21 protein-coding genes are annotated in these 22710 nt (G+C 37.1%); 4 read left to right on the top strand and 17 right to left on the bottom strand.

Features of this window, described 5'->3' with window-relative positions:
• Window positions 1–30 precede the first annotated feature (30 nt).
• The 7 genes from CD29_RS16525 to CD29_RS16495 all read right to left on the bottom strand — a co-directional run bounded on the left by CD29_RS16525 (window position 31) and on the right by CD29_RS16495 (window position 6159).
• On the bottom strand, window positions 31–384 hold the full coding sequence (locus CD29_RS16525; RefSeq protein ID WP_036189345.1) for a hypothetical protein: 354 nt from the start codon (window positions 382–384) through the stop codon (window positions 31–33).
• Window positions 385–578: 194 nt separating this feature from the next.
• On the bottom strand, window positions 579–1457 hold the full coding sequence (locus tag CD29_RS16520) for a nuclease-related domain-containing protein (protein WP_036189343.1): 879 nt from the start codon (window positions 1455–1457) through the stop codon (window positions 579–581).
• Between the two features lie 99 nt (window positions 1458–1556).
• The gene (locus CD29_RS16515; protein WP_036189340.1) at window positions 1557–2282 is read right to left on the bottom strand and encodes a 5-oxoprolinase subunit PxpA; all 726 of its coding nucleotides are present in this window, start codon (window positions 2280–2282) and stop codon (window positions 1557–1559) included.
• A 2-nt stretch (window positions 2283–2284) separates the two neighbouring features.
• Window positions 2285–3148, bottom strand: a complete 864-nt coding sequence (locus tag CD29_RS16510; RefSeq protein WP_036189338.1) for a 5-oxoprolinase subunit C family protein — start codon at window positions 3146–3148, stop codon at window positions 2285–2287.
• Window positions 3149–3151: 3 nt separating this feature from the next.
• Complete coding sequence (gene pxpB, locus CD29_RS16505; protein WP_052124222.1) at window positions 3152–3847, bottom strand: 5-oxoprolinase subunit PxpB; 696 nt, start codon at window positions 3845–3847, stop codon at window positions 3152–3154.
• A complete protein-coding gene (locus CD29_RS16500) occupies window positions 3840–4454 on the bottom strand; it encodes a pyroglutamyl-peptidase I (RefSeq protein ID WP_036189337.1) in 615 nt (204 codons plus the stop codon). The genes pxpB and CD29_RS16500 overlap by 8 nt, the downstream gene beginning before the upstream one ends.
• A gap of 151 nt (window positions 4455–4605) precedes the next feature.
• Window positions 4606–6159: a methyl-accepting chemotaxis protein gene (locus CD29_RS16495; RefSeq protein ID WP_036189336.1), complete on the bottom strand. Its 1554-nt coding sequence runs from the start codon at window positions 6157–6159 to the stop codon at window positions 4606–4608.
• Window positions 6160–6406: 247 nt separating this feature from the next.
• Between CD29_RS16495 and CD29_RS16490 the strand changes: the two genes are divergently transcribed.
• A complete protein-coding gene (locus CD29_RS16490; protein WP_235801858.1) occupies window positions 6407–7258 on the top strand; it encodes a nuclease-related domain-containing protein in 852 nt (283 codons plus the stop codon).
• Between the two features lie 577 nt (window positions 7259–7835).
• Here CD29_RS16490 and CD29_RS16485 read toward each other — a convergent pair.
• Window positions 7836–8702, bottom strand: a complete 867-nt coding sequence (locus CD29_RS16485; protein WP_036189334.1) for a 2-oxoacid:ferredoxin oxidoreductase subunit beta — start codon at window positions 8700–8702, stop codon at window positions 7836–7838.
• Window positions 8702–10441: a 2-oxoacid:acceptor oxidoreductase subunit alpha gene (locus CD29_RS16480; protein ID WP_036189333.1), complete on the bottom strand. Its 1740-nt coding sequence runs from the start codon at window positions 10439–10441 to the stop codon at window positions 8702–8704. Before CD29_RS16480 ends, CD29_RS16485 begins: the two co-directional genes overlap by 1 nt.
• Window positions 10442–10826: 385 nt before the next feature.
• Here CD29_RS16480 and CD29_RS16475 point away from each other — a divergent pair, with 385 nt between their 5' ends.
• From CD29_RS16475 to CD29_RS16465, 3 genes are all read left to right on the top strand, one after another.
• Complete coding sequence (locus CD29_RS16475) at window positions 10827–11786, top strand: hypothetical protein (RefSeq protein ID WP_036189331.1); 960 nt, start codon at window positions 10827–10829, stop codon at window positions 11784–11786.
• Window positions 11787–11847: 61 nt separating this feature from the next.
• Window positions 11848–13635 carry a TcaA NTF2-like domain-containing protein gene (locus tag CD29_RS16470; protein ID WP_036189329.1) on the top strand — a complete coding sequence of 596 codons (1788 nt, stop codon included), beginning with the start codon at window positions 11848–11850 and terminating at the stop codon, window positions 13633–13635.
• A gap of 195 nt (window positions 13636–13830) precedes the next feature.
• Window positions 13831–14955, top strand: a complete 1125-nt coding sequence (locus tag CD29_RS16465) for an NADH-dependent flavin oxidoreductase (RefSeq protein WP_036189328.1) — start codon at window positions 13831–13833, stop codon at window positions 14953–14955.
• 122 nt (window positions 14956–15077) lie between these two features.
• On the opposite strand, the gene CD29_RS16460 is transcribed toward CD29_RS16465, so the two are convergent.
• The 8 genes from CD29_RS16460 to CD29_RS16425 form a co-directional block, all read right to left on the bottom strand.
• Window positions 15078–15344, bottom strand: coding sequence for a stage V sporulation protein S (locus CD29_RS16460; protein ID WP_036174445.1), 267 nt, complete (start codon window positions 15342–15344; stop codon window positions 15078–15080).
• Between the two features lie 291 nt (window positions 15345–15635).
• Entirely contained in the window at window positions 15636–16802 is a 1167-nt protein-coding gene (locus CD29_RS16455; protein ID WP_036189325.1) for an acyltransferase family protein, read from the bottom strand.
• A 429-nt stretch (window positions 16803–17231) separates the two neighbouring features.
• Complete coding sequence (locus tag CD29_RS16450; RefSeq protein WP_036189322.1) at window positions 17232–18029, bottom strand: TIGR00282 family metallophosphoesterase; 798 nt, start codon at window positions 18027–18029, stop codon at window positions 17232–17234.
• Window positions 18030–18190: 161 nt separating this feature from the next.
• Window positions 18191–18901: a CpsD/CapB family tyrosine-protein kinase gene (locus tag CD29_RS16445; RefSeq protein ID WP_036189319.1), complete on the bottom strand. Its 711-nt coding sequence runs from the start codon at window positions 18899–18901 to the stop codon at window positions 18191–18193.
• Window positions 18879–19634, bottom strand: a complete 756-nt coding sequence (locus tag CD29_RS16440) for a YveK family protein (protein ID WP_052124221.1) — start codon at window positions 19632–19634, stop codon at window positions 18879–18881. The genes CD29_RS16445 and CD29_RS16440 overlap by 23 nt, the downstream gene beginning before the upstream one ends.
• A 208-nt stretch (window positions 19635–19842) precedes the next feature.
• Window positions 19843–20799, bottom strand: a complete 957-nt coding sequence (locus tag CD29_RS16435) for an ATP-grasp domain-containing protein (RefSeq protein WP_036189316.1) — start codon at window positions 20797–20799, stop codon at window positions 19843–19845.
• Window positions 20800–20810: 11 nt separating this feature from the next.
• On the bottom strand, window positions 20811–22028 hold the full coding sequence (locus tag CD29_RS16430; protein WP_036189314.1) for a type III PLP-dependent enzyme domain-containing protein: 1218 nt from the start codon (window positions 22026–22028) through the stop codon (window positions 20811–20813).
• A 31-nt stretch (window positions 22029–22059) separates the two neighbouring features.
• Complete coding sequence (locus CD29_RS16425) at window positions 22060–22704, bottom strand: sugar transferase (protein ID WP_036189311.1); 645 nt, start codon at window positions 22702–22704, stop codon at window positions 22060–22062.
• Window positions 22705–22710: the final 6 nt, after the last annotated feature.

The following is a 22710-nucleotide window of genomic DNA, read 5'->3' as shown; positions in this document are numbered from 1 at the left end:
TAGAAAGAACAATAAAAGTAGTTGAAATTGTTATAAATTGATGAACTGTTCATAGGATTGTGGATCATTTTCTTTCAATATAGCAAGGAAAGTAAAACATAGCTGTACCACCGAATACCAGTTCATCTGATACTCCGCTTCAAATTGATGTTTTGGTAAACGGAGGACTGCTTGAAAAATGGTCTTCGGCTCAATGTCTTGTTCCTCAAGATATGTAAGAAATGCAAGAAATAGTTTGTGTTCCTGCACGGCTAGCGATTTTGTGTCAACTAGTTTATCAATATCTTGGGGATTTTTTAAAGTATTTGCTTTTTGAAACACTTTTGCGAGCTGTTCGTTTTGTTTCTGCTGTTTTATTTGAATAAAATCGATAATTTTGTTCATTTTTTGATACCTGCTTTGTGTTATATAAGTAGATTAATGAAGTGGATTCCGCTATTTTTGATGAAATATCCGCCAAACCCAGCGAAATATCCGCCAAACTTTTTGGGAAATCCGCCACTTTTTTCGGGAAATCCGACAATCCATTAATTTATAAGTGTTTCCAAATATTTTTTGGAATGTAATAGAGTCTCCCCCTACCTGAGTCCTTTGTAATCTTGTTTCATTCTAACTAATAGTTTATTCACTAAATTTGGACTATCAATCATAAAAAACTCCCGAAACTCTTTATTTGATATCCATTCATTAAAAAGTACTCGATAATCATGTAAACCCTGGTATAACGCTTCTTTCGTTACATTACCACAGGAGCAAACAAATTTGCCGCTTTGATAACGCATTGTTCCACCACAAATGCAAATAGCTCCTTTTCGAATCGATGGGATTTCAAACTTTGGTTTATATATGCCAGGAAGATACATTCGAATAAGTTCATCAGTCAATAATTCAAAGTGAATCTTTGCCATAAAAGGCTTCGGATACTTTAATAATAACTTGTTCACTTCAGTTCGCAAACCAATTGCATGAAAAATTGGAATTTCGTATGGTATTTTACCAATAACGGTTGATGGTTCTGCAATGACGACCGCTTTTTGAATTGGGACAGTTAAACCTAATCGTTCAACCACCCCTTCAATGAAATCTCCATTACGTTTTACTTGCTCGATTGGACTTTGAAAACTTTCAACCTCCCCTGATTTCTTTTTACTTAAAAACTGATGTTTTTCTTCCTCATACCAAATAAAACCAGAAATATTTTTAATTTCTAAAATTAAAATGAAATGCTCACACACAAATAACGTATCAAGTTGATGGTTGTTGGATTCATAGTTATGAAAGAGTATTGAATTTTGTGGTAATATCATTTCATTACATAGCGGATCTACCTTTATTTCACCACGAAATCCAATCTCTGCCCGTCTAAGCAGTTTTTCAATTAACTCACTCGGCGCCCTTCTATTTAATGCATCCAAAACAATAATTTTCGATGGAATGGTTCTCTCTACTAAATGCAAAAAACATCCCCCCTACTTCAATTATACTTAAAGTAAGAGAGATGAAAGATAATAAATGGTTATTATTGGAAATTAATAATTTGATGCGTTTTAATACATTCATTTATTTAATTTGCTTATTTTTTTAGCAAATTCCAAAGCATGACCACCATCACCGTGTATGCATAAAGTTTGTGCATTTAATTTTATTACTTTGTTTTGAACTGTCATGACTTCATTAGATAATATTATTCGACTAACATGTTCGAGCATCGCGTCTTCACCCTCAATAAGGGCATTATCAAAAGAGCGGCTTACCAATGTTCCGTCATCGTTGTAGTTGCGGTCGGAAAAGGCTTCTTCATAAACCGCTAACCCTTTGTCCTTTGCCATTTTGGCGATTAAACTTCCAGATAAGCAATAGAGAATTAAGTTCGGCCCTAGATCATACACAGCATCAATTACAGCTTGCGCCTTCACAGCATCGTTCGCACTTTGGTTGTACAGCGCACCGTGGGGCTTCACGTGATGAAGTTCCCCACCTTCGATGTCAACAAATGCCTTCAATGCGCCAACCTGATAGATCATCATGTTGTAAATTTCTTCAGGGGTGAACTCCATATTACGACGGCCGAAACCTTGAAGATCGGGATACCCAGGGTGAGCACCAATTTTCACATTATTGGTGATCGCGTGTCTAACTGTTTGGCGCATAATCATCGGGTCCCCCGCATGAAAACCACACGCAATATTAATAGAGGTTACATATCTTAAAATTTCTTGGTCATTTCCGACACGAAATGCTCCAAAACTTTCTCCCATATCGCAATTGATATCCATCGGCATAGTTAGTCCTCCATCAAACGAAACTGTATTTTATTGAACGTACGCAATTGAGCGACTTTGAATAAATCATCTTCATGCACGGTTCCAATGATTGGGTAACCCCCTACCGTTTGAGCATCGGCCATTAACACAATCGGATTCCCATTTGGGGGAACTTGTATTGTACCAAACTGAGTCGCTTCTGAAATGATTTCTCGGTTCTCTATTAAGTTTAATTTTTCCCCTTTGAAAAAGTATCCCATTCGGTTGCCACCTGTGTATTGAAAAGTGCTGTGGGACAATCGATCGCGACTTGCTGGTGTAAAGTGGTCAAAATGTGGTCCCTTAAAAATCCGCACCTGAACAATATAATCGAACCGCGGCCTATGGATCGGCATTAATCCACGGACAAATTGTGTCTGCTCTAACTCATGACCGTACAAAGTTCGACCTTGAGTAATCTCTTCTCCAATTCTCGCAAATGGATAAGTAGAACGACTCTGTAAGATGGACTCAGTCGCAACCCCTCCTTGTGGGATTACATAAAAAATAGATCCATTGTGGGAACCTTTTATTTTTAAACGATCACCCTTACAAAGCGAAAAACTTTTCCAACCATATAGTTGTACATCATTAATAAAAAAATCTCCATCTGCTCCGGTAATTACATATGTATGGTCACTTAATGCCTCAGCCTCGAATCCGCCATTGAAAATTTCTAAACAAACCGTATTTGGAGCATTATTTAATATTTTATTTCCCATTTCGAAAGAATATCGATCCATGACGCCCGATACAGGAATTCCGATTGCACGATAGCCAAACCTGCCACTGTCTTGCAAACTAGTATAAACGCCTTGGCGTATGATTTTGAGTAGAGGTTTCATTTTCTACACACTTTCTTGATTTATTTTATTAAACTCTTGTTTTGTAATTGAGTAAAATGCCACACGATTTCCCGTTTGTAATAGGGTTGGGTTTTCCCTCGTTACATCGAATAATTTATACGGTGTTCTTCCAATTATGTTCCACCCACCAGGTGATTCAATAGGGTAAATTCCCGTTTGATACCCACCAATTCCGACAGACGAGGCTTCTATTTGTTTTCTTGGGGTCTGTAATCTTGGAACGTGGAGACGCGGGTCCAATCCACCTAGATAAGGAAATCCAGGTAAGAACCCAATTAAATGGACAGCATATGGTGTAGACGTATGAATTGAAACGATCTCCTCATATGAGAGCTTAGTAAACTCCATGACCCGCTCCATATCAAGCGCAAATTCCTCATCATAGCAGACAGGTATTCTTACCACGCGAGAAATTAATGAAATATCATCATTAAAAGCAAGTTGAAATTCCCTCCACTCACTTTCAAGCTGTGCAATATCAATTGGCAATCTTTTCTTCAGAAAAGCTGTTACCGTAAAATAACCCGGCACTGTTTCAATCATGTTATTGCGGAATATTTTATGAATAAATTGATTAAACTGATTGACTGCTAGGAAATTTTGTTGAGAGATTTCCTGATGAAAGGCAAAACGAAGGGTGCGCTCACTAGTCCACATCACACTTGGAAAATCAATCATTTGCAACACGAACCGTTTCCTTTAAGCAAAGCTCAATACTTTGAATTAGATCTCGACGATTCCAACCAGGGATTCCACCATGTTGAATGGCTAACTCAAATGATGCTGGTATATGGATAAATCCAGCTAGGACATTCCCTTTCTCATTGGCATAAGCAAGAGATTCATACATAATGTTATTGCAAAGATACGTTCCAGCTGTATTGGAGATTTCAGCAGGGTAACCTTCTTTATTTAACGTTTCAATCATGCGTCTAATTGGTAAGTTCGTTAAATAAGCATCTGCCCCAGCTTCTTGAATCTTTTCATCAACTGGCTTAAACCCATTATTATCGGCTTCTCCATCTTTCACATTGATTGCGATTCGTTCCGGAGTAATTTTATATCTGCCACCAGCTAAGCCTAAGGAAATAATAATGTCTGGCTGCAATTCATCAATATGTTGTTTTAATTGAATAGCTGATTCGTTGAAATCTACTTTTAAAATACGTCCACAAATCTCGTAATCTTCTATTATATTTCCATTTAATGCTTCAACTATTTCCATTGTAGGATTTATTTTAAATTTTAAAAATGGTTCGAAACCTGTAAGTAATATTTTTTTCATTAAGTTCGCCTCAATTTTCATTAATATCGTGCTGTATTGGTTACATAGCCCTTTAAATTTTATAAATAATAACAAAAAAAGCTATTGTCATCAATAGCTTTCTGAAAATTACTAAAATTATAGCACTTACACTTTCTATATAAAAATATCACTATTTTACCGTAAATCTACGAATTGCATGGCTCAAAGATTGAATATTACGTGTAATTTTTTGAATTTCCTCATGCATTTCTTGGGTGGAGCTTAGTTGTTCCACGGTTGAGCTTGAAACTTGCTTGATACGATCGGCATTATGATCAAATAGATGACTTAGCTCAGTTGAATTATCTGCTACATCTTTTGTGTTTTGTTTGATTTGGTTAATTGTTGTAGAGACTTCTTCAATTTGTGGACCAATGCCATTTACGCTAGAGACGATTTGCTCAAACCTTGTGGCACTTTGGATTGTTGTTTCAAAGCCTACATGGACTGATTGAATTGCTTGAACCATGTATTCAATCGACATAGTTGAATCATTTTGTATTTGTTGGATGATGTTTTCAATTACTTTTGTCGATTGCACAGACTGGTCTGCTAATTTGCGTACTTCAGATGCTACCACGCTAAATCCTTTTCCGTACTCACCTGCACGCGCTGCTTCAATCGCGGCATTTAATGCTAGTAAAGTTGTTTGTTCAGCAATCGAATTAATGATTTGAATGACCTGGCCAATTTCTTTTGTATTGTTGGCTAAATCAAGCATTTTGTCGTTCGTTTTCTTTACTGCAAGCTCAATTTCATTCATTTTTTCCTTATGTTCTAATACAAACTGAACACCTTCATTGGCTTCATTTTCAGTTTTCTTCATGCTTTGATCTATTAATTGTACTTTTTCAGCAATGTATTCAATCCCAGTAAAGATTTCTTGAATAGCTGCCGTGTTCATCATTAATTGCTCAGCTGAACGTTCTGTTGATCTTGTTAAGTCCGTTGCATCGTTTGAAATGTGAATTGCAGCTTCCGTTGTCTTTTCAGATGCGTTTTGTAAACGCAGGTTTGAATCATCAACAGATGACGCGCTTTTTTGGACAGTCTTTAACAATTCTCTAACTTCTGCTGCCATTTGGTTATAGCTTCGCATTACTTCGCCAAGCTCATCCTTGGAATCATAAGTAGCCGATTTTGTAAAATTCCCTTGCCCAGCAGATATTAATAGTTTCTTCAATTCGCGGGTTGGAATATTGACTGCCCTTGTCCCACCAACAGCAAAATAAACAACGACCGCAATCATTACGAGCGAAACTGCAATGAGTAGAAAATAACCAAAGGAAATATCTTCCTTATACGCTTCAATCTGATCTTTTGCACGCTGCACAATATAAGCTTGAGTTTCCTCTGAAATAGCTAAAGTCTCAGCTATATTCTCTTGGGATAACGTGCTTTTTAAATTTTTTATGTATAACTCCATTTTCGAATCAAATTGATACGCACCTAAAGAACTATGTATTTCATTCGCTCGATCAAAATCCCCTTGATCTATCGCAAGATCGAAATCGGTAAATGCGTTCATGGCAAGTAGCCGTTGCTCGTACATTAATACCGAATTATTTTCCATTTTCCTTAAATAATCAATACTAAACACAGCAAGAATCACATTGGAGATGATACAAACAATCATCAGCATAATTAAACGATCTTTTACCTTAATATATCGTGATAGTTTCAATTGATGACGTCCCCTCTAAACACTCAGATACTATGAGAATATAGGAATAATTTAGAGTAGTTGTAAACAGAAGGTTAAGATATTGTTAATTTTTAATAATAAATCCCACTTGAAAAATTTAAGAAACTTAATAGAATGGATGTTAGAAGATTCTACCAATTATATGTGAGGATGTGAGATCTATTTGATATTGAAGATAAGGAATAAGTCTAGTGAATTGATGATGCTCGAATCACTAAACAATCGGATGAAATTATCAGAGAAAGACAAAACACATTTTTACAATCTTAAAAAAGGATTTGAAGGAGAGTTATTGTTTGATAGTTACTTGGAAAAGTTACAGGGTGACTGCCTTGTAATCAATGACTTACTTTTGAAAGTGAATCAGACTACATTTCAGATTGATTCCTTGATGATTACTTCAGATTGTATTCATGTGTTTGAAGTGAAGAATTTTGAGGGTGATTATTATTACGATGCGGAGAATGATAAACTTTTCCCGAAATCTCGTGCTGTTGAAATTGTGAATCCCCTCGCCCAATTAATGCGCACTGAAACGTTGTTGCGCCAGTTGCTCCAAAACCTCGGACAGGGATTACCCATTCAATCCGCTATTATTTTTGTTAACCCGCAGTTCATGTTGTATCATGCCCCAATGGATAAACCTTTTATTTTCCCAACTCAGATTTACCGCTTGATTGAAAAGCTCAATTCAAAACAATCGCGAATTACAAATAAACATAAAATGATCGCAGAAAAGTTATTATCACTTCACATGCCCCAATCCCCGTTTACACAAATACCTACATATGAGTATGAGCACCTGAAGAAAGGGATTTCTTGTGCGGAGTGTTGCTCGTTTTTGACTACAGTTGAAGGACGAAGTTGCGTTTGTGTAGGTTGTGGCCATAAGGAATCGGTTACATCAGCCGTGTTGCGCAGTGTTGGGGAGTTTCGGATGTTGTTTCCAGAGAAGAAAATTATAACGACTCGAATTGTTGAGTGGTGCGGGGTTGTCGGTTCTAGGAAGCGAGTTCAAAGGATACTTGAAACAAATTTAACTACTGAAGGTAAAAAACGTGGGAAAGTCTATAAATAATTTGCCGTAAAAGATTATTGTTCAAAGAGATTTTTTGCCTTTTCTGGCAGATTTGTTGATTTTCATACTGATAATGGACAGTCCATTGCTTTTTCTAGTTGATTTGTCCATTATCACGCTGTTAATCGACAGTTCTATTAATTATTCTGTTTGATTTGTCCATTATTACGCTGGTAATGGACAGTTCCATTGCTTTTTCAGATTGATTTGTCCATTATCGCGCTGGTAATGGACAGTTCCATTGCTTTTTCTGGTTGATTTGTCCATTATCACGTTGTTAATGGACAGTTCCATTGCTTTTTCTGATTGATTTGTCCATTATCACGCTGTTAATGGACAGTTCCATTGCATTTTTTGGTTAATTTTTCCATTACCGGGCTGTTAATGGACAGTTCATTGTTTTTCTATGATTGGGTTGTCCATTATCGGCTTTTAAATTAACGAGTCATCTTTGCCCAGCGCGACAAAAACTATTTAAATGCTTTAAATGCACTTCCACAGCGAAAATCAAAAAAACACGCCCAAAATCGGGCGTGTTTCCAATTAGTCGCACCATGCGCGCGACCACATATCATTCTTACATAAATTCCTTAACCAATTCCCCAAACTCCGCCTCGCTTAGCGATAAGTCCGCATCCACTAGTGGTGTTTCAGCGTAGCCGTTCAGCTTTTCTTGGTAAGAAGGTGTTTCTTTATCTTGATAGATGATACCAGTTACCAGGCCTTCTTTTTCCATAACTGTGCGCATTGCAAGGTCGCGGTCTGAAGCGTCGTAGCCCTCGATATCACCTAATTTAGTTAGGTGTTCTTTGAACCAGTCGTATGTGTTGACTTTGTTGTATGTAACACATGGGCTGAATACGTTGATGAAGGAGAATCCTTTGTGGTTGATTCCTTCTTCGATTAAAGCCGTTAACTCTTTAATATCTGTTGAGAAACCTTGAGCAACAAATGTTGCGCCAGATGAAAGTGCCACTTCAAGTGGTTTCAACGATGGCTCGATTGCTCCACCTGGTGTAGATTTCGTGATGAAACCTTGTGCAGAACGTGGAGACGTTTGCCCTTTTGTTAACCCGTAAATTTGGTTATCCATAACTACATATGTCATATCCACATTACGGCGAATCGCATGAACAGTGTGTCCCATACCAATTGCAAAACCGTCTCCGTCACCACCAGACGCGATAACGTTTAAATCGCGGTTTGCCATTTTTAAGCCTTGTGCTAGTGGTAATGCGCGGCCATGGATTCCGTGGAATCCGTAAGAATTAATGTAGCCAGCAATACGACCTGAACAACCGATCCCAGCAACGACTGCTAGTTCGTGTGGTTCGATGCCGACATTTGCTGCAGCGCGTTGGATGGCTGCTTGCACTGAGAAGTCGCCACAGCCAGGACACCAGTTAGGTTTCACTGAGTTACGAAAATCTTTAAATGTAGCCATTAGTCAAGCAGCTCCTTTACTTTAGTTTCAAGCTCACGTGGTAAGAACGGCGTACCGTCATACTTCGTGATACATGCAAATTTATCGTGACCGCCAACATTCATTTTCAAAATGTTTGCAAGTTGGCCTGTTTTATTATTTTCCACTACTACGACTTTTTTAGCGCCAGCAACTAATGGAGCAACTTCAGCCGCAGGGAATGGGAATAGTAAACGAATATGTGCATGGTTCACTTTCACGCCTTCAGCACTTAAACGCTCTTGAACTTCTTCAATAGCTCCACGAGTTGAGTTAAATCCAACTAATAAAACATCAGCTTCTTCATGTGGTGCATTTACATAAACTGGAGTATCGAAAGTTAAATAGTCTAATTTACGGAAGCGCTTGTCCATTTGCGTATTACGATTTCCTGGTGCTTCGTTTGGTTTACCTGTTTCATCGTGTTCAACACCTGTTACATGGTGAATACCATTTGGCGTACCAGGGAATACACGTGGTGAAACACCGTCATCTGTATTTTCATAGCGTTTGAAGTAATCTTTATTTTCCGGCTCTGGAATTTCTCCGTCTACAATTTTACCGCGGCGAATTTCAATTTTAGAATAATCAAATGCATCAACTGTAGTTTTACCTAGAGATAACTGCAAGTCTGTCATCACGATTACTGGCAATTGTAATTCTTCAGCAATATTAAATGCTTGAATTGTATCAAAGAACGCTTCTTCAACTGTAGAAGGCGCAATAACTACTTTTGGAATTTCTCCGTGAGTACCGTAGAACATTGCCATTAAATCGGATTGTTCTTGTTTTGTCGGAAGACCTGTTGATGGACCTCCACGTTGCGTATCAACGATTACTAACGGTTGTTCAGTCATACCAGAAAGACCGATTGATTCCATCATTAAAGATAAACCAGGGCCAGCTGATGCAGTGAATGAACGAACACCACCGAAGTTTGCACCGATTGCCATGGTTGCAGCAGCGATTTCATCTTCTGTTTGGATAACGGCTCCACCAAATTTAGGAAGTTTTTTAATCATATATTCCATAATTTCTGAAGCTGGTGTGATTGGGTAAGCAGCCATGAAGCGGCTTCCTGCAGCTAGGGCTCCTAGAGCTACTGCATCGTTCCCAATCATGAACATGCGGCGTTTGCCATCTGCAGGTTCTAATTCCCACTCACCTACACGTTCACCAAGAAGTTCACTCATCACATCATATCCGCGCTGGATGGCTTCCATATTTTTCTTCACAACTTCTTCGCCTTTACGGCCAAAAATTTCATCTACTACGCTTTGGAATACTTTATTATCCAAGTTTAATAATGCACTTGTTGCACCAATGGCAACCATGTTTTTCATCAATGAAGTACCGAGTTCTGCAGCGATTTCTGTAAATGGAACACTGAAAAGTGGTGCTTTTGAATCTTCCGGTTTCACTGGATCAAATTTTGCATCTGCTAAAATAATACTATTTTCAGTAAGTTCTTTATAGTTCACGTCTATTGTTTCTTGGTCGAAAGCAACTAATATATCTAAATCATCCGCGATTGCACGGACTTGAGTTGGTCGTACTGTAATTTTATTGTTCGTATGGCCACCTTTGATACGAGAAGAGAAATGACGGTAACCGTATAGGTGATAGCCTAGACGATTCATAGCCATTGAGAAAATTTCACCTGTACTCTCAATACCTTCCCCTTGTTGCCCACCGACTTTCCATGAAAGCTGATGTAACATGATAACAACTCCTTAAAATCCATCTTTATTATTTCCTACATAAATATAACATGCCAATGTTCGGTAAGTAATCGAAAATCTTCTATAAAAAACCAAAATCAGACCTTTGACCGAATGGTGAGTTCACTAATTTGTAAATAGTATGAGCAATTTCGCAAAACAAATGAAAATAAAGTGACCCTTCAATAAACTATACTGAAATACCTCTTTGGAATATTTTTGTAAAATATGCATTGTATGTTACAGATTTGCAATATATGATATAGGGTAGGGATATATTAGTATAAAGAACTAGGTCAAAAGTAATTTTGAACTTTTATTCATATATCTCTATCTTTAGTTACATATATTTATATAAATAATTAAGAAAGCGAGCGAAAAAAATATGAAGAATTGTTTCGCATGTGGGAATGTCCAGGATGCTGGAAATTTCTGTGCAAAATGTGGTGGAACGTTAACGGAAGTTTCTGCTACGAATGATGGTGGAGCACCTACTCCAAGTCAACCAACAGGGCAATTTGGTCAACCAGTTCAACCAGGGCAGCCAGCTCCAAATTTCCAACAACAGGGTCCAAATTATCAACAACCACCATTCGGACAACAAGGTCAACCTTTTGGGCAACAACAGTTTCAACAACATGACCAAGGCCAACAATATCAGCAACAGCAATACCAACAACAATATCAACAATACCAGCAAGCTGGTCCAGCACAGCCAAATGTGCATGTGGAGCGTGTAAAAGATCAATCAAAAATGTTCTTTAATTTCTTCACTACGTATTTAAAACAACCGTCATCGATTTTTGGTACGGGTGAACGTCAATTTACAAACGGACTTATTTCAATCATAGCTTATGCTTTATTAATCGGTCTTTCATTATTTATTTTTGTAAGTACTGCTTTTGGCGGCTTTATTGATACAGGAGCTGTTTTCTTTAACGTATTTGGTGGTAGTGCTATCTTTATCATCGCAATTTTTGCGGTTATTGTGCTTTCCTTATTTATCGTAGCAAAAGGATTTGGGCCAGATACATCATGGAAAGAAATAATCAGTTTATTAGGTACACTTAGCATCCCATCAATTATCTTATCGATTCTTAGTATGCTGTTATTTATCGTAAAATCATATGATTTCGGTTATTGGATGTTCTTAATTTCTTTATTGTTAGTTATCTCAGCAATTCCTTTATATATTATTACTCGTTTATTAACAATGAGATCAAAAAGCTTAGATTCGTTCTACGCATATTTAGTGTATATCGTCATTTTCTCCGTTCTTTTCTATGTGTTAATCACTGTTGTTTGGAACAACACAGCAGGAAAATTCATCGGTGGTTACTGGTAATATAGACTGATCAGAGCTTCAAATCTTCTAATCTATTAAAAAATATAAATGAGGTTTCAAAATGGAAAAATTTTGTAAACAGTGCGGTCATGAAGCAAAAATAAGCGACAAAATGTGTACTAATTGTGGTACAAAACTTGTTGAACAACAACCGCAACAAACCACACTTCAAACACAATTTAATACAAATGTGAAGCCTCATAGAGCAAACAAGCAGATGCCAAAACAACTGAAAATTATTTTCAGCTTTGCTTTGGCATTTGCTGTCCTACTCTCAGGCTTTACAGTTTGGGCCAATCTGTACTTTTCAAAAGATTCAACAGAAGATCGTTTCTTTACAGCATTAGAAAACAAAAATTCAGAACAGTTGGGAAATTTACTAGTTCACGAAAATGGACAATTCCCATCTAAAGGCGAAATAGAAGCATTTTTAAAGCTCGCCCAAGATTTGAAAGAAGACGAGTTAAAAGAATTCATTGCCATTCGCCCAGCTGGTAAGTTTATCGGCATTTTTCAAATGTATAAAGTATCCGCTATTGAGCAATTCGCTTATTATGATGGTTTATCAGACGGAATTGAAATGAAATTCAATCAATCAGAAATTCAATCGAAAAAACAAAGTGATGGCATTACTTATGGCCCACTGCTACCAGGGATTTATACTGTGAACGTTAGCTTAGATAACCATTTTGGAAAATCTAAAACGGACATTAAACTAAAATTAGCAAATCCTCTATCTGATAAAATATTGATGGACGAGCTACCAATCGGTGAAGCAAGTGCCTTCATTATGAATTATGACAAATATCTCATGTCAGATAGCTATTTACTTGTGAATGACCAAAAGATAAAGATTGATGAAAACGGGGATTCTGAAAAATTCGGTCCAATCTTTTTAGATGGTTCCCAAGAAGTAAAAGTCGTTGTTAACTTTCCATGGGGTACTGTAGAATCCCCTGCTTACAAAATGGATGCGAGCTACAAGGATTTTAGTGCTGCTTTTCTATCTGAAGAACAACTGAAAAAAACAAAAGATCTACTATTAACATTCGGAGAACAAATGCAAAATGCGAAAGCCCATTTAACAACGGATGTTCTCACAAGTGCAACTGAAATATTAAAAGAGGACTTCTTAGCATTTGAAATTGCGCCATTAGTTCAAGAAAATATCTTCTATACAGGAAAATTAAATAAAGTCGAAATCAATACAGATTTCCTTTCGTTCAAAGACGGCTTACTAATTGTTCCTACTACGTTTGATTATTCATATGGCTTCTTTAGCTATGGAGACGAACCAGTTTCAATGGATGATTTTGAGTTACGTTCTTATGTTGGACTAGCTTTCGATAATACGAATAATGAATGGAAAGTCAGCTATATTGAAGCTTCGGATCAAGTAGCAGTTGAGCCGACAGTTACATTGGAAGGTTCTGGCCAGGTCTATGCACCAAATACTGAAGCCGTAACAGCCATGCAAGAAAACAGCATTCGAGTAGAATTACAGAGTTTCATGGAGAGTTATACTATAGCAAGCGTCGACGCCATCAATTGGGGTGACATCGCATATATGCGACCATATATCACCGCAGACGGCCCACGCTACAAAGAAGCGAAAGATTATATCGCTTACTTAGTAAATGCGGGTATTACTGAAGAATTTGTTTCTGTGGAAGTGGTGGACTTTATTGGAAGTGGCGATGGTTCATATCATGTGACGACTGTGGAGGAATTCATCATTTACTATCCTAATGGTCAAGCCCACAAAACATTCGAAACCGTCACAGAAGTTAGAAATATAATTGGAACCTGGAAAGTGAATAAGCTGATTTCAACGAAAGAGATCGAATAAGGGAGCTGGTATTGATGCTAGCTTCCTTTTTGTTTTGAGAATGTACATTCACTCGTAGAGATTCGATGGAGTTCTACCTCTTTGGTTCGTGACATCATTCCCCCCTCCCCATCACCAATCCTCTCATTTGAAAATCATCATCATTAACCTTAGTATTTTATAGGTAAGGAATTATTTAGATTTGGGGTGACAAAAATGAACGAAAAATACAAAGATTTATTTTCGACTTTTACTTTACCTAACGGGGTGGAATTGAAAAACCGTATTACCATGGCGCCGATGACACACTATTCATCGAACCCAGATGGTACAGTGACAGATGAGGAATTGAAATACTACGCACGTAGATCTCACGGGGTTAGTATGGTGATCACGGCTTGTACGAATGTTACAGCAAATGGGAAAGCATTTACTTGGCAATTTGCTGGTGATTGCGATGAGATGATTCCAAGCCTAGCCAAAGTCGCAAAGACCATCAAAGAACAAGGTGCTAAGGCGGTACTGCAAATTTTCCATGGCGGCAGAATGTGCCCACCAGATTTAGTACCAAACGGAGATATCGTTAGTGCTAGTTCAGTAGCAGCTGAACGACCTAATGCTAAAACGCCGCGGGCACTTACAGAAGCGGAAATTGAAGATATCATTGAAGCCTTTGGAGAAACGACTCGCCGTGCCATTGAAGCTGGATATGATGGTGTTGAAATTCATGGTGCTAACCATTATTTAATTCATCAATTTTTCTCGCCACACTCCAATCGCCGGAATGACCGCTTTGGCGGCAGCCTTGAAAAGAGAATGATGTTCCCTCTTGCGGTTATCGATAAAGTCAAAAGTACGGTAGCAGCTCATGCGAAGTCGCCTTTTATTGTCGGTTATCGCTTTTCGCCTGAAGAAATGGAAACACCTGGCATTAGGATGGATGACACTCTGGCATTTGTGGACGTTTTAGCTAATAAAGGCCTTGATTATTTACACTTTTCACTTGGTGAATTTTTCTCAACGCCAAGACGTGGTGTGGAAGATCTAAATAAACCGCGCGTTCAGTATTTACTAGAAACGATTAATAAGAGAGTTCCATTAATGGGGGTTGGGTCAATTCAAACGGCAGAGGATGCAAGAATCGCTCTAGAGTCCGGTGTTGAGCTACTTGCAGTAGGTAGAGAACTCATTATCGACCCAGATTGGGTACAAAAAATCCAAGAAGGCAGAGAAAATGAAATCATCACTAAAATTCAACCCGATAAGCAGAATGAATTAGTCGTTCCAGACGGGTTATGGCAGAAGATTATGAATGTTCCTGGCTGGTTCCCAGTTGCGTAAATGAAAGTAGGCTCCTATGTTCAGGAGCCCCTTTTTTAATTTCACGCTTAATTTCCATAAAATAAAAAGATGACCTCAAAAAGCTATTACGCTTTTGGGCCACCCCTTGAACCTTTGAACGATTATCTTGTACGTTTTTCAACAACAAGTTTCAATGCTGTTCGGTCTTCACCAGCAATCGTTATATCTGCAAATGCTGGAGCACAAATTAAATCTGTTCCGCTAGGTGCAACGAAGCCGCGAGCAATTGCTACTGCTTTCACTGCTTGGTTTAATGCACCTGCACCTACTGCTTGCATTTCTGCGTAACCTTGCTCACGAATAACAGCAACAAGCGCACCTGCAACAGAATTTGGATTAGAGCGAGACGATACTTTTAATGAATCCACAACTATTCCTCCCCATAGAGCTTTATTATGTGTTTGTTGAATGAAACGGTATTTGTGGTTTCGTTCATTCAAAGGACGTTTAAGTTTGTGTCCGTATGACATTTTATGCTGGGCTTTAGTCAATTAGAATCAAAAGAATTGGAATTTGTATAATTAGGAAAATTATTTTTTATTAGAAAAATACACCTCGACCTAAATAGGTTGAGGTGATGTCTTATCATATGCAGATCAACAAAAAGCTAATACTTTACTTTCCACAAAAAAATAAAACCACTCCACAAGGGAATGATTTTACTTTTTATCTTTCATAAACTTTGACGACACCATTTTTCCCCAATGAATCGCAGGGACTTCAACTAACCTATATGCAATTCCTGCAGCAACTAAGGATAATACGATGGCAATGATGAATGCAAATTCAATCGCAATGTATTTCCCTAAAATAATTGTCGTTGCCATAATGACAGGAATATGTACTAAATAAAGGCTGTAGGAAACTTTCCCAAGCCATAACAGTGGTCTTTGGGTAAGTATTTTATCCGCCAATGTTGAATTTAACACAAGTATAAATAACAACATTATACCGAATAAAGCAACGATTTGCGGCCCCTTGTAAGAACTGATTTCAAATATGTGAAACATCGATTTTGCATTGATTAACAGAATCGAAATGATGAATATAATTAATTTTACAAACCAACCCGATTTTTTAAGGAATGTGAAAAGATGCATATATTTTGCTAAAAAACTTCCCGCAAAGAAGAAAATACTATACCAGATGGTTTGTCCAATATTGGCAACAATAATTTCATACTTCCCAAAGTCAACCGCATCGTTTACATATAGGATTCCGTAATACAGAATCGCCCACGCAACCCCAGTGATGATAAATGATTTGATAAAATTCAATTTGTAAATGATGTATGCAACAAACGGGAAGATAATCGAGATTCTCATCTCGTGAATTAAAGACCAAACGACCCCATTCACATTTGTTAACTCGTAATTGATCATTAGTAGGTATGCGATGATTGCAGAAATCGTAACCTCGTGATCCCATCGATTTACGTAATGCAAACTTAAACCCGAATTATCTTTATAATCCATTAATAAAATGGCTAGTATTGTAGAAACGCCCATCAAAACGATGTATGGAATGTAAATTCTAAAAAATCGTTTTGTAATATACACCGAATAGCGCTGTTGTTTTTGGTTGATAAAAGGTAAAAATAAAACAAACCCACTCAATACAAAGAATAATAAAACCGCTTCGTTTCCTGACCAAAAGACCTTTAATGGAGAGAGCGTTAAAAATTTAATTGTATCATTGGCAAATTGAAAATTTAGCGCATCTGCAAATAGAGCAAACGCTATTAAACAATGAAAAACTACAACAATTAATGCTGATACTCCTCGCAAAGAATCAAGAGATTCTATTCGATTACTTTTCATTTTCATAGTTAAAGATGCCTTTCTTAATATTTGCTTACTACTTATTATCATTTGTAAATAAGCATTTAGCGTAAGCTAGATGGAAACCATTGAGGTTATCTGTTACCTTTTCTAGGTTTCTCGATAGTTTTTGGGAACTGAGATGCTATTTATTTGTCACTTTCACGGGATTTCTCTGAATTTTGTCCAAATAACCACTTTATCTTGACAACTTTTCAGGATTTCTCCGAATTCTGTCCAAATAACCACTTTATCTTGACAACTTTTCGGGATTTCTCCCAATTCTGTCCAAATAACCACTTTATCTTGACAACTTTTCGAGATTTCTCCGTCTAATTAACTGCTTTTTCTTGAAATTTTCTCGCTAGATCACTATTTTTTTCCCTGTAAACCACCACATATTCGAGACATCCCTCACTGGCATCCACCAACCCTCTACCCCTGAAACGGATAGTCCGCATTAATGTAAATTCGCTCGCACGACACTGCCTTACCTGTTTTATTGTCAATATCGACAAAGAAGCCGCTCAATACTTCGCGCCCTTTCTTCGGAACCTCGAAGCGTGAAGGCATATTTGTTTGGAACTTATATATGACGCTTTCTTTAGTCATCCCTAAAACTTCATCATAAGGACCTGTCATGCCGACATCCGTGATGTACGCTGTTCCACCAGGGTAAATACGTGCGTCAGCTGTTTGTACATGCGTGTGAGTTCCAACTAACGCAGATACGCGGCCATCTAAATGCCACCCAAGTGCGATTTTTTCGCTTGTCACTTCTGCATGGAAATCGACAAAAACTAATGGTGAAATCTTACGCGCTTCCTCAACAAGCTCATCTGCCACAGCAAAAGGATCATCGTGAGGTGGTAAAAATACACGACCGTGAAGATTAATAACAGATAATGTCACTCCACCTTTTTCAATCTGCACCATGCCGCGACCTGGTGCTTCTTCCGAAAAATTCGCTGGGCGAATCAAATAATCCGCATCATCAATGAACTCAAAAATATCTTTGTTATCCCACGTATGATTGCCCATTGTAATCACGTCAACACCCGCTTGAAGCAACTGTTGATAAATATTATATGTAATTCCGCGCCCAGCCGCTGCATTCTCTCCATTCGCTATTACGACATCGGGTTGATATTTTTTCTTTAAACGTGGCAAATATTTCTCAACCGCCTCACGACCAATCGAACCCACAATATCGCCAATAAATACTACTTTCATCTATAAAACCACACTTTCTATCAATTAACACCCTCAATTTTACCATTCAAACCATACACTAAGCAAAATTAATATGAAAAGCCCTGCAATTGTTCGTTCATAATCGATACGAACACCTACAGGGCAGTTCATTATACTTCACAAAATGCTCTTTCACTCTGTTAACTTTTATATAATTTTTCATAATAATTATTCGTTTTTGAATTAAAATTATTCAGTACGACTCCTAGAATATTGGCATGCGAAGATAAAAGTGCAGACTTTGCCTTCAACAATTCTTTCCGATTGACTGTCCCTGAGTTAATCACAAGTACAGTCCCATCACATTTATTTGATAAAATTTGTGCATCCGTTACCGTTAAAATTGGTGGTGCGTCGAAAATTATTACATCAAAATAATCTTCAATTGTTTTTAGAAATTGATCCATCGTTTTTGATGATAGTAATTCAGATGGATTGAGAGGAACTGGGCCACTTGGTAAAACATAGAGGTCATATATAAACGTTTCTTTAATGGCATGGACAAACGATACCTGCTTTGTAAACATATTCGACAAACCGATTTTGTTGGGTAAATTAAATGTGGCATGTAAAGTTGGTTTCCGTAAATCAGCGTCAATGATTAAAACTCTCTTACCTTCCTGTGCGAACACAAAACCTAGATTTGCAGTAATCGTAGATTTTCCTTCACCAGGTATGGTTGAAGTTACTAATAATTTTTTCGCATCGTCACCAGGTAATGTGAAATTGATGTTCGTTCGAAGCGTTTTAAACTGCTCGGCGATATAGGATTTCGGTTCTGTAAATGAAATAAGTGTTTTAGGCGCTGTTGAAGTTGAGGAATTAGGTTTACTCGATTTCTTTTTTGCCATCACCAATTCTCCTCCCCGATTTCATATAACTGTTTTCTGAAAAATTAATATCCATTTCTTTTGGTATTGAACTAATTAGCCCTAAAATCGGGAGCTGTAAAAACTCCTCGACATCTTCCTCGCCTTTTATGGTTGAATCGAATGTCTCTATGAAAAATGCTAAACCGACACCAACAAGTAAACCAACAAATACACCAATGACACTATTCAATATCACATTCGGTTTCACAGGAATCGGATTTTCACTCATCTTTGCCACAGATAAAATATTAATATTATCAATACTCATTAACAAAGGGATTTCCGCTTTAAATACTTCTGCGATTGAATTTGCTATTATTACTGCTTGTTCTGGGTCTTCATCCTCTACTTGTATATTCACTACTCTTGAGTTTTCTTCATTCGTTACAGAAATTTTACTTACTAAAGTCTCAAAATCCATTTCTAATTGTAGATCTGCAATCACCACATCAATAACGGCTGGGCTTTTAATGATAATATTGTAGGTATTGATTAATTGTAAATCGCGTTCAAACGTTTCCGGCGAACGATCTTCCCCTTCAATTTTCTTTTCATTGATTAATAACTGCGTTTCAGCTGCGTAAATTGGTTTCATAAAAAATACGCTAATGAGTGCAGCTAATCCGCCAGCAATAATAACAAAACTAAGGATTAGGAATAAACGTCGGTACAGCATTTTAGCTAATTGTCGGAAATCAATTGTATCCTCCAATGTAAGTTCCCCCTTGATGACTTGGATACGAGAAATCTTTAATAATTACGACAAAGATGAATGAAAATTCAATGCTCAAATATTTATCTTATCCCATAAGATATGCAGGAACTGTACCATACGTCTGTACTATAGAGGACTTACACGTAAAAAACGAAGGAGTTGTTTGCAAGAAGTATTCGAAAGGCCATCCTAAATTCTAATAGTTTCAAATGATTTTAATCTCGTTATATTTCATCATTCGAATCCCTTCAGCATACTGACCTATGACGGATTCATTAATTTCACCTTGAAGATTTTTAATTATCATTTTGGGGATGTTGACCCCACTTTCATAGGCATGTGGATAGCCACCACCAAAGCGCGGGTTCACTTCTGAAATGAAATAATTATCTTTTACTTTAAAAATGTCGATATCAATCATTCCTTTAAAACCAGCAGTCTTGACGAAGTCATTTATCAATTTAAACAGCGTCTCATCTTTTACAGAGATGGATTTATCCGTTTCCCCTGCCCTCATGACTACCTTTTCCTTCGTAAAAATCGCCACTGGTTCAGAAGAAATAATATCGATATACACATCTGCTCCATACTCAACGCCATCCATAAATTCTTGAATCATCATCTGATCGTGCTTCTTAAAAGCAAGTTCTATTTCCTCAACAGATGTCACTTTACTAATATTGATACTTGCACTACCTTTTATTGGCTTAACAAATACTGGATAATTGATTTTCCCTAAATCAACATCTCTATAAAATTCTTCTTTTTTAATATAACTTTTTATCGTTTTAAATCCGTTCTTCTCCAAAATTTGAACCATCGCGTACTTGTCAAAACACATCTCTACTAATTCGTACTCCGACACAATGGGAATCGTACCGACCGCTAAAAACTCATCTTTATGTTTTGCAAGCAAACTAATTTCTGGGTCAATTAAAGAAAATACCGCTTTTATATTAAACTTTTTACAGATTGATAGAATCTCACTTATATAATTTGGGGCATCAATCCTCGGGACGATAAAAAATTGATCCGCATCATAAAGTGCAGGTGCTAAGATGCTACAATCTGTTGCAAATACCTTGCCCTTCCCATTTAGCTCTTTTTTAAAATATTGAACGATTTTATTTCGACTGCCACAGCTAAGAATTAATACATTCATCGTTCTGCTCCTTATTCCTCGAAATCATTCGCATTAACCAATTGAGTAGAAGTCCATCGTTCACTAACTTTCGTAATCACCCCGTCCTTTTCCACATAGATAGCAGGAAAGTATTTGATAAAAAGAGGCGAAAGACTTAAGGAATAGCCACCTATTTTTTCATAGATGATCTTATCTCCGACTTTTAGCTTCGGTGATTCTTCTAGAACAAAAATCCAATCATCTTCCATACATGTAAATCCTGAAACTACTTGTTTATCAACCACTTTTCTTTGTGATTGACAATTTTTTTCTATAGAAAAGTACTGGATTTCTTTATTTTTTAGTGGATTTATATTGATCGTGCTACCATCTGTAATGATAAAAAGGTTCTGACTTGTTTCATTTACATCGATTACGCTAGAAATATATCGAATAGGAGAACCAACTAAGGAGATCCCTGGTTCAACGATTAGCACAGTTTCAGTTGGACTAAACTCTTTACTTAACTCTGCTTCGATGCATTCCAAATAATCTGCAAATTTCGGTTTATCTTCCAATCCTCCAAAAAAGCCCCCACCAATATCAACATATTTTAAATTTAGTGAATAGACTTTTTTGATTTCGCAAGCGATTTTTGAGAGAGCCCTGTAAATATTTAAGCTTCTTGTTTTCGTACTGTTATGGAGATGCAACCCGGTTAATCGAATATATTTTAGAGAATTGATAAAGTTTATCGCTTTTAACAATTCTCCATTTTCATAACAAAACCCAAACCGACTACCTTCGACTCCCATCACCGTCTCATCTGGACAGTATTTTTCCAAATTGAAATTCACCCGAATCCCTATTTCAAATACCTCGTCACAAGTAGCATCATTCAATTCCTTCAGCCAATCTAGTTCCCGGTGTGAATCAATATTGACAATGCAATGATTTTGAAGCGCTTCTTTAAAGGTTTCTTTCGATTTCGCAACACCATTGTAAATAATTTTATCTTTTGAGTAATTAACCGCCTTGGCCATATCATATTCATCATCTGAAACGACCTCTGCATATAATCCCTGATCTTTAAAATATTTCAATAACCAAGGTACTGAATTTGTTTTAAATGAATACCCGATAATAGAGTTATCCCAATAAGTCGACAGTGCATCTTTTAAATTTCGAATATTCGTTTCTAATTCACTTTCATCGATTAAAAAATATGGAGTCGGTAAGGTGTCATAGGTCATTTTCTGATTTTCCATTTATATCTCACCCTCTATATAAATAGTTAATTTAACTCCCCTTGTCTTTTGGATTACTACCTTTGAAATCTTCCATAGTCACATCTCCTGATTGGTTAATGCCCTCTCTACTAAAAACTTTTACAAATGTTTTTAGAATAATTTTACAATCAGTGAAAAACGAAATACGATCTACGTATCTCACATCTAAATCAAATCGTTCTTCCCAACTAATCGCATTTCTCCCATTGATTTGCGCCAATCCAGTTAAACCTGGTCGAACCTCATGCCGACGTTTTTGGTGTTCATTATAAAGTGGAATGTACTTAACTAATAATGGCCTCGGACCAACGATGGACATATCCCCTTTCAAAATATTGAAAAGCTCAGGTAACTCATCTAAACTTGTAGACCGTAACCACTTTCCAAATTTTGTTTGTCTCAAATGATCAGGAATTAGTTCTCCATCGGCACCTCGTTCATCTTTCATCGTTCGAAATTTATAAATGGTAAACACCTTTTCATCTAAGCCAACTCGTTCTTGCCTAAAAAATATCGGTTCCCCAAGATACAAGTGCACTAACAAACACACAGCCAAAATGATAGGGCTCAACAGAATCAGTGCAAGAAATGACAGAATAATATCCATCGCCCTTTTCACAAATCTGTTATATAGTCTATTTTTTCTCGCTCTCAACTATCA

The sequence above is a fragment of the Ureibacillus manganicus DSM 26584 genome (genome assembly GCF_000772945.1).
GTDB lineage: Bacteria > Bacillota > Bacilli > Bacillales_A > Planococcaceae > Ureibacillus > Ureibacillus manganicus.
The sequence above is the reverse complement of the archived record's forward strand: the minus strand, read 5'-3'. Positions and strand labels throughout refer to the sequence as shown.

Excerpts from the sequence above, each read along its gene's own strand:
- CD29_RS16455 (WP_036189325.1), bottom strand. The coding sequence starts at position 16,802 with ATGAAAATGAAAAGTAATCGAATAGAATCTCTTGATTCTTTGCGAGGA.
- CD29_RS16475 (WP_036189331.1), top strand. The coding sequence starts at position 10,827 with ATGAAGAATTGTTTCGCATGTGGGAATGTCCAGGATGCTGGAAATTTC.
- CD29_RS16435 (WP_036189316.1), bottom strand. The coding sequence starts at position 20,799 with ATGAATGTATTAATTCTTAGCTGTGGCAGTCGAAATAAAATCGTTCAA.
- CD29_RS16490 (WP_235801858.1), top strand. The coding sequence starts at position 6,407 with ATGAAATTATCAGAGAAAGACAAAACACATTTTTACAATCTTAAAAAA.
- CD29_RS16465 (WP_036189328.1), top strand. The coding sequence starts at position 13,831 with ATGAACGAAAAATACAAAGATTTATTTTCGACTTTTACTTTACCTAAC.
- CD29_RS16450 (WP_036189322.1), bottom strand. The coding sequence starts at position 18,029 with ATGAAAGTAGTATTTATTGGCGATATTGTGGGTTCGATTGGTCGTGAG.
- CD29_RS16500 (WP_036189337.1), bottom strand. The coding sequence starts at position 4,454 with ATGAAAAAAATATTACTTACAGGTTTCGAACCATTTTTAAAATTTAAA.
- CD29_RS16525 (WP_036189345.1), bottom strand. The coding sequence starts at position 384 with ATGAACAAAATTATCGATTTTATTCAAATAAAACAGCAGAAACAAAAC.
- CD29_RS16445 (WP_036189319.1), bottom strand. The coding sequence starts at position 18,901 with ATGGCAAAAAAGAAATCGAGTAAACCTAATTCCTCAACTTCAACAGCG.
- CD29_RS16510 (WP_036189338.1), bottom strand. The coding sequence starts at position 3,148 with ATGAAACCTCTACTCAAAATCATACGCCAAGGCGTTTATACTAGTTTG.
- CD29_RS16515 (WP_036189340.1), bottom strand. The coding sequence starts at position 2,282 with ATGCCGATGGATATCAATTGCGATATGGGAGAAAGTTTTGGAGCATTT.
- CD29_RS16470 (WP_036189329.1), top strand. The coding sequence starts at position 11,848 with ATGGAAAAATTTTGTAAACAGTGCGGTCATGAAGCAAAAATAAGCGAC.
- CD29_RS16430 (WP_036189314.1), bottom strand. The coding sequence starts at position 22,028 with ATGGAAAATCAGAAAATGACCTATGACACCTTACCGACTCCATATTTT.
- CD29_RS16485 (WP_036189334.1), bottom strand. The coding sequence starts at position 8,702 with ATGGCTACATTTAAAGATTTTCGTAACTCAGTGAAACCTAACTGGTGT.
- CD29_RS16480 (WP_036189333.1), bottom strand. The coding sequence starts at position 10,441 with ATGTTACATCAGCTTTCATGGAAAGTCGGTGGGCAACAAGGGGAAGGT.
- pxpB (WP_052124222.1), bottom strand. The coding sequence starts at position 3,847 with ATGATTGATTTTCCAAGTGTGATGTGGACTAGTGAGCGCACCCTTCGT.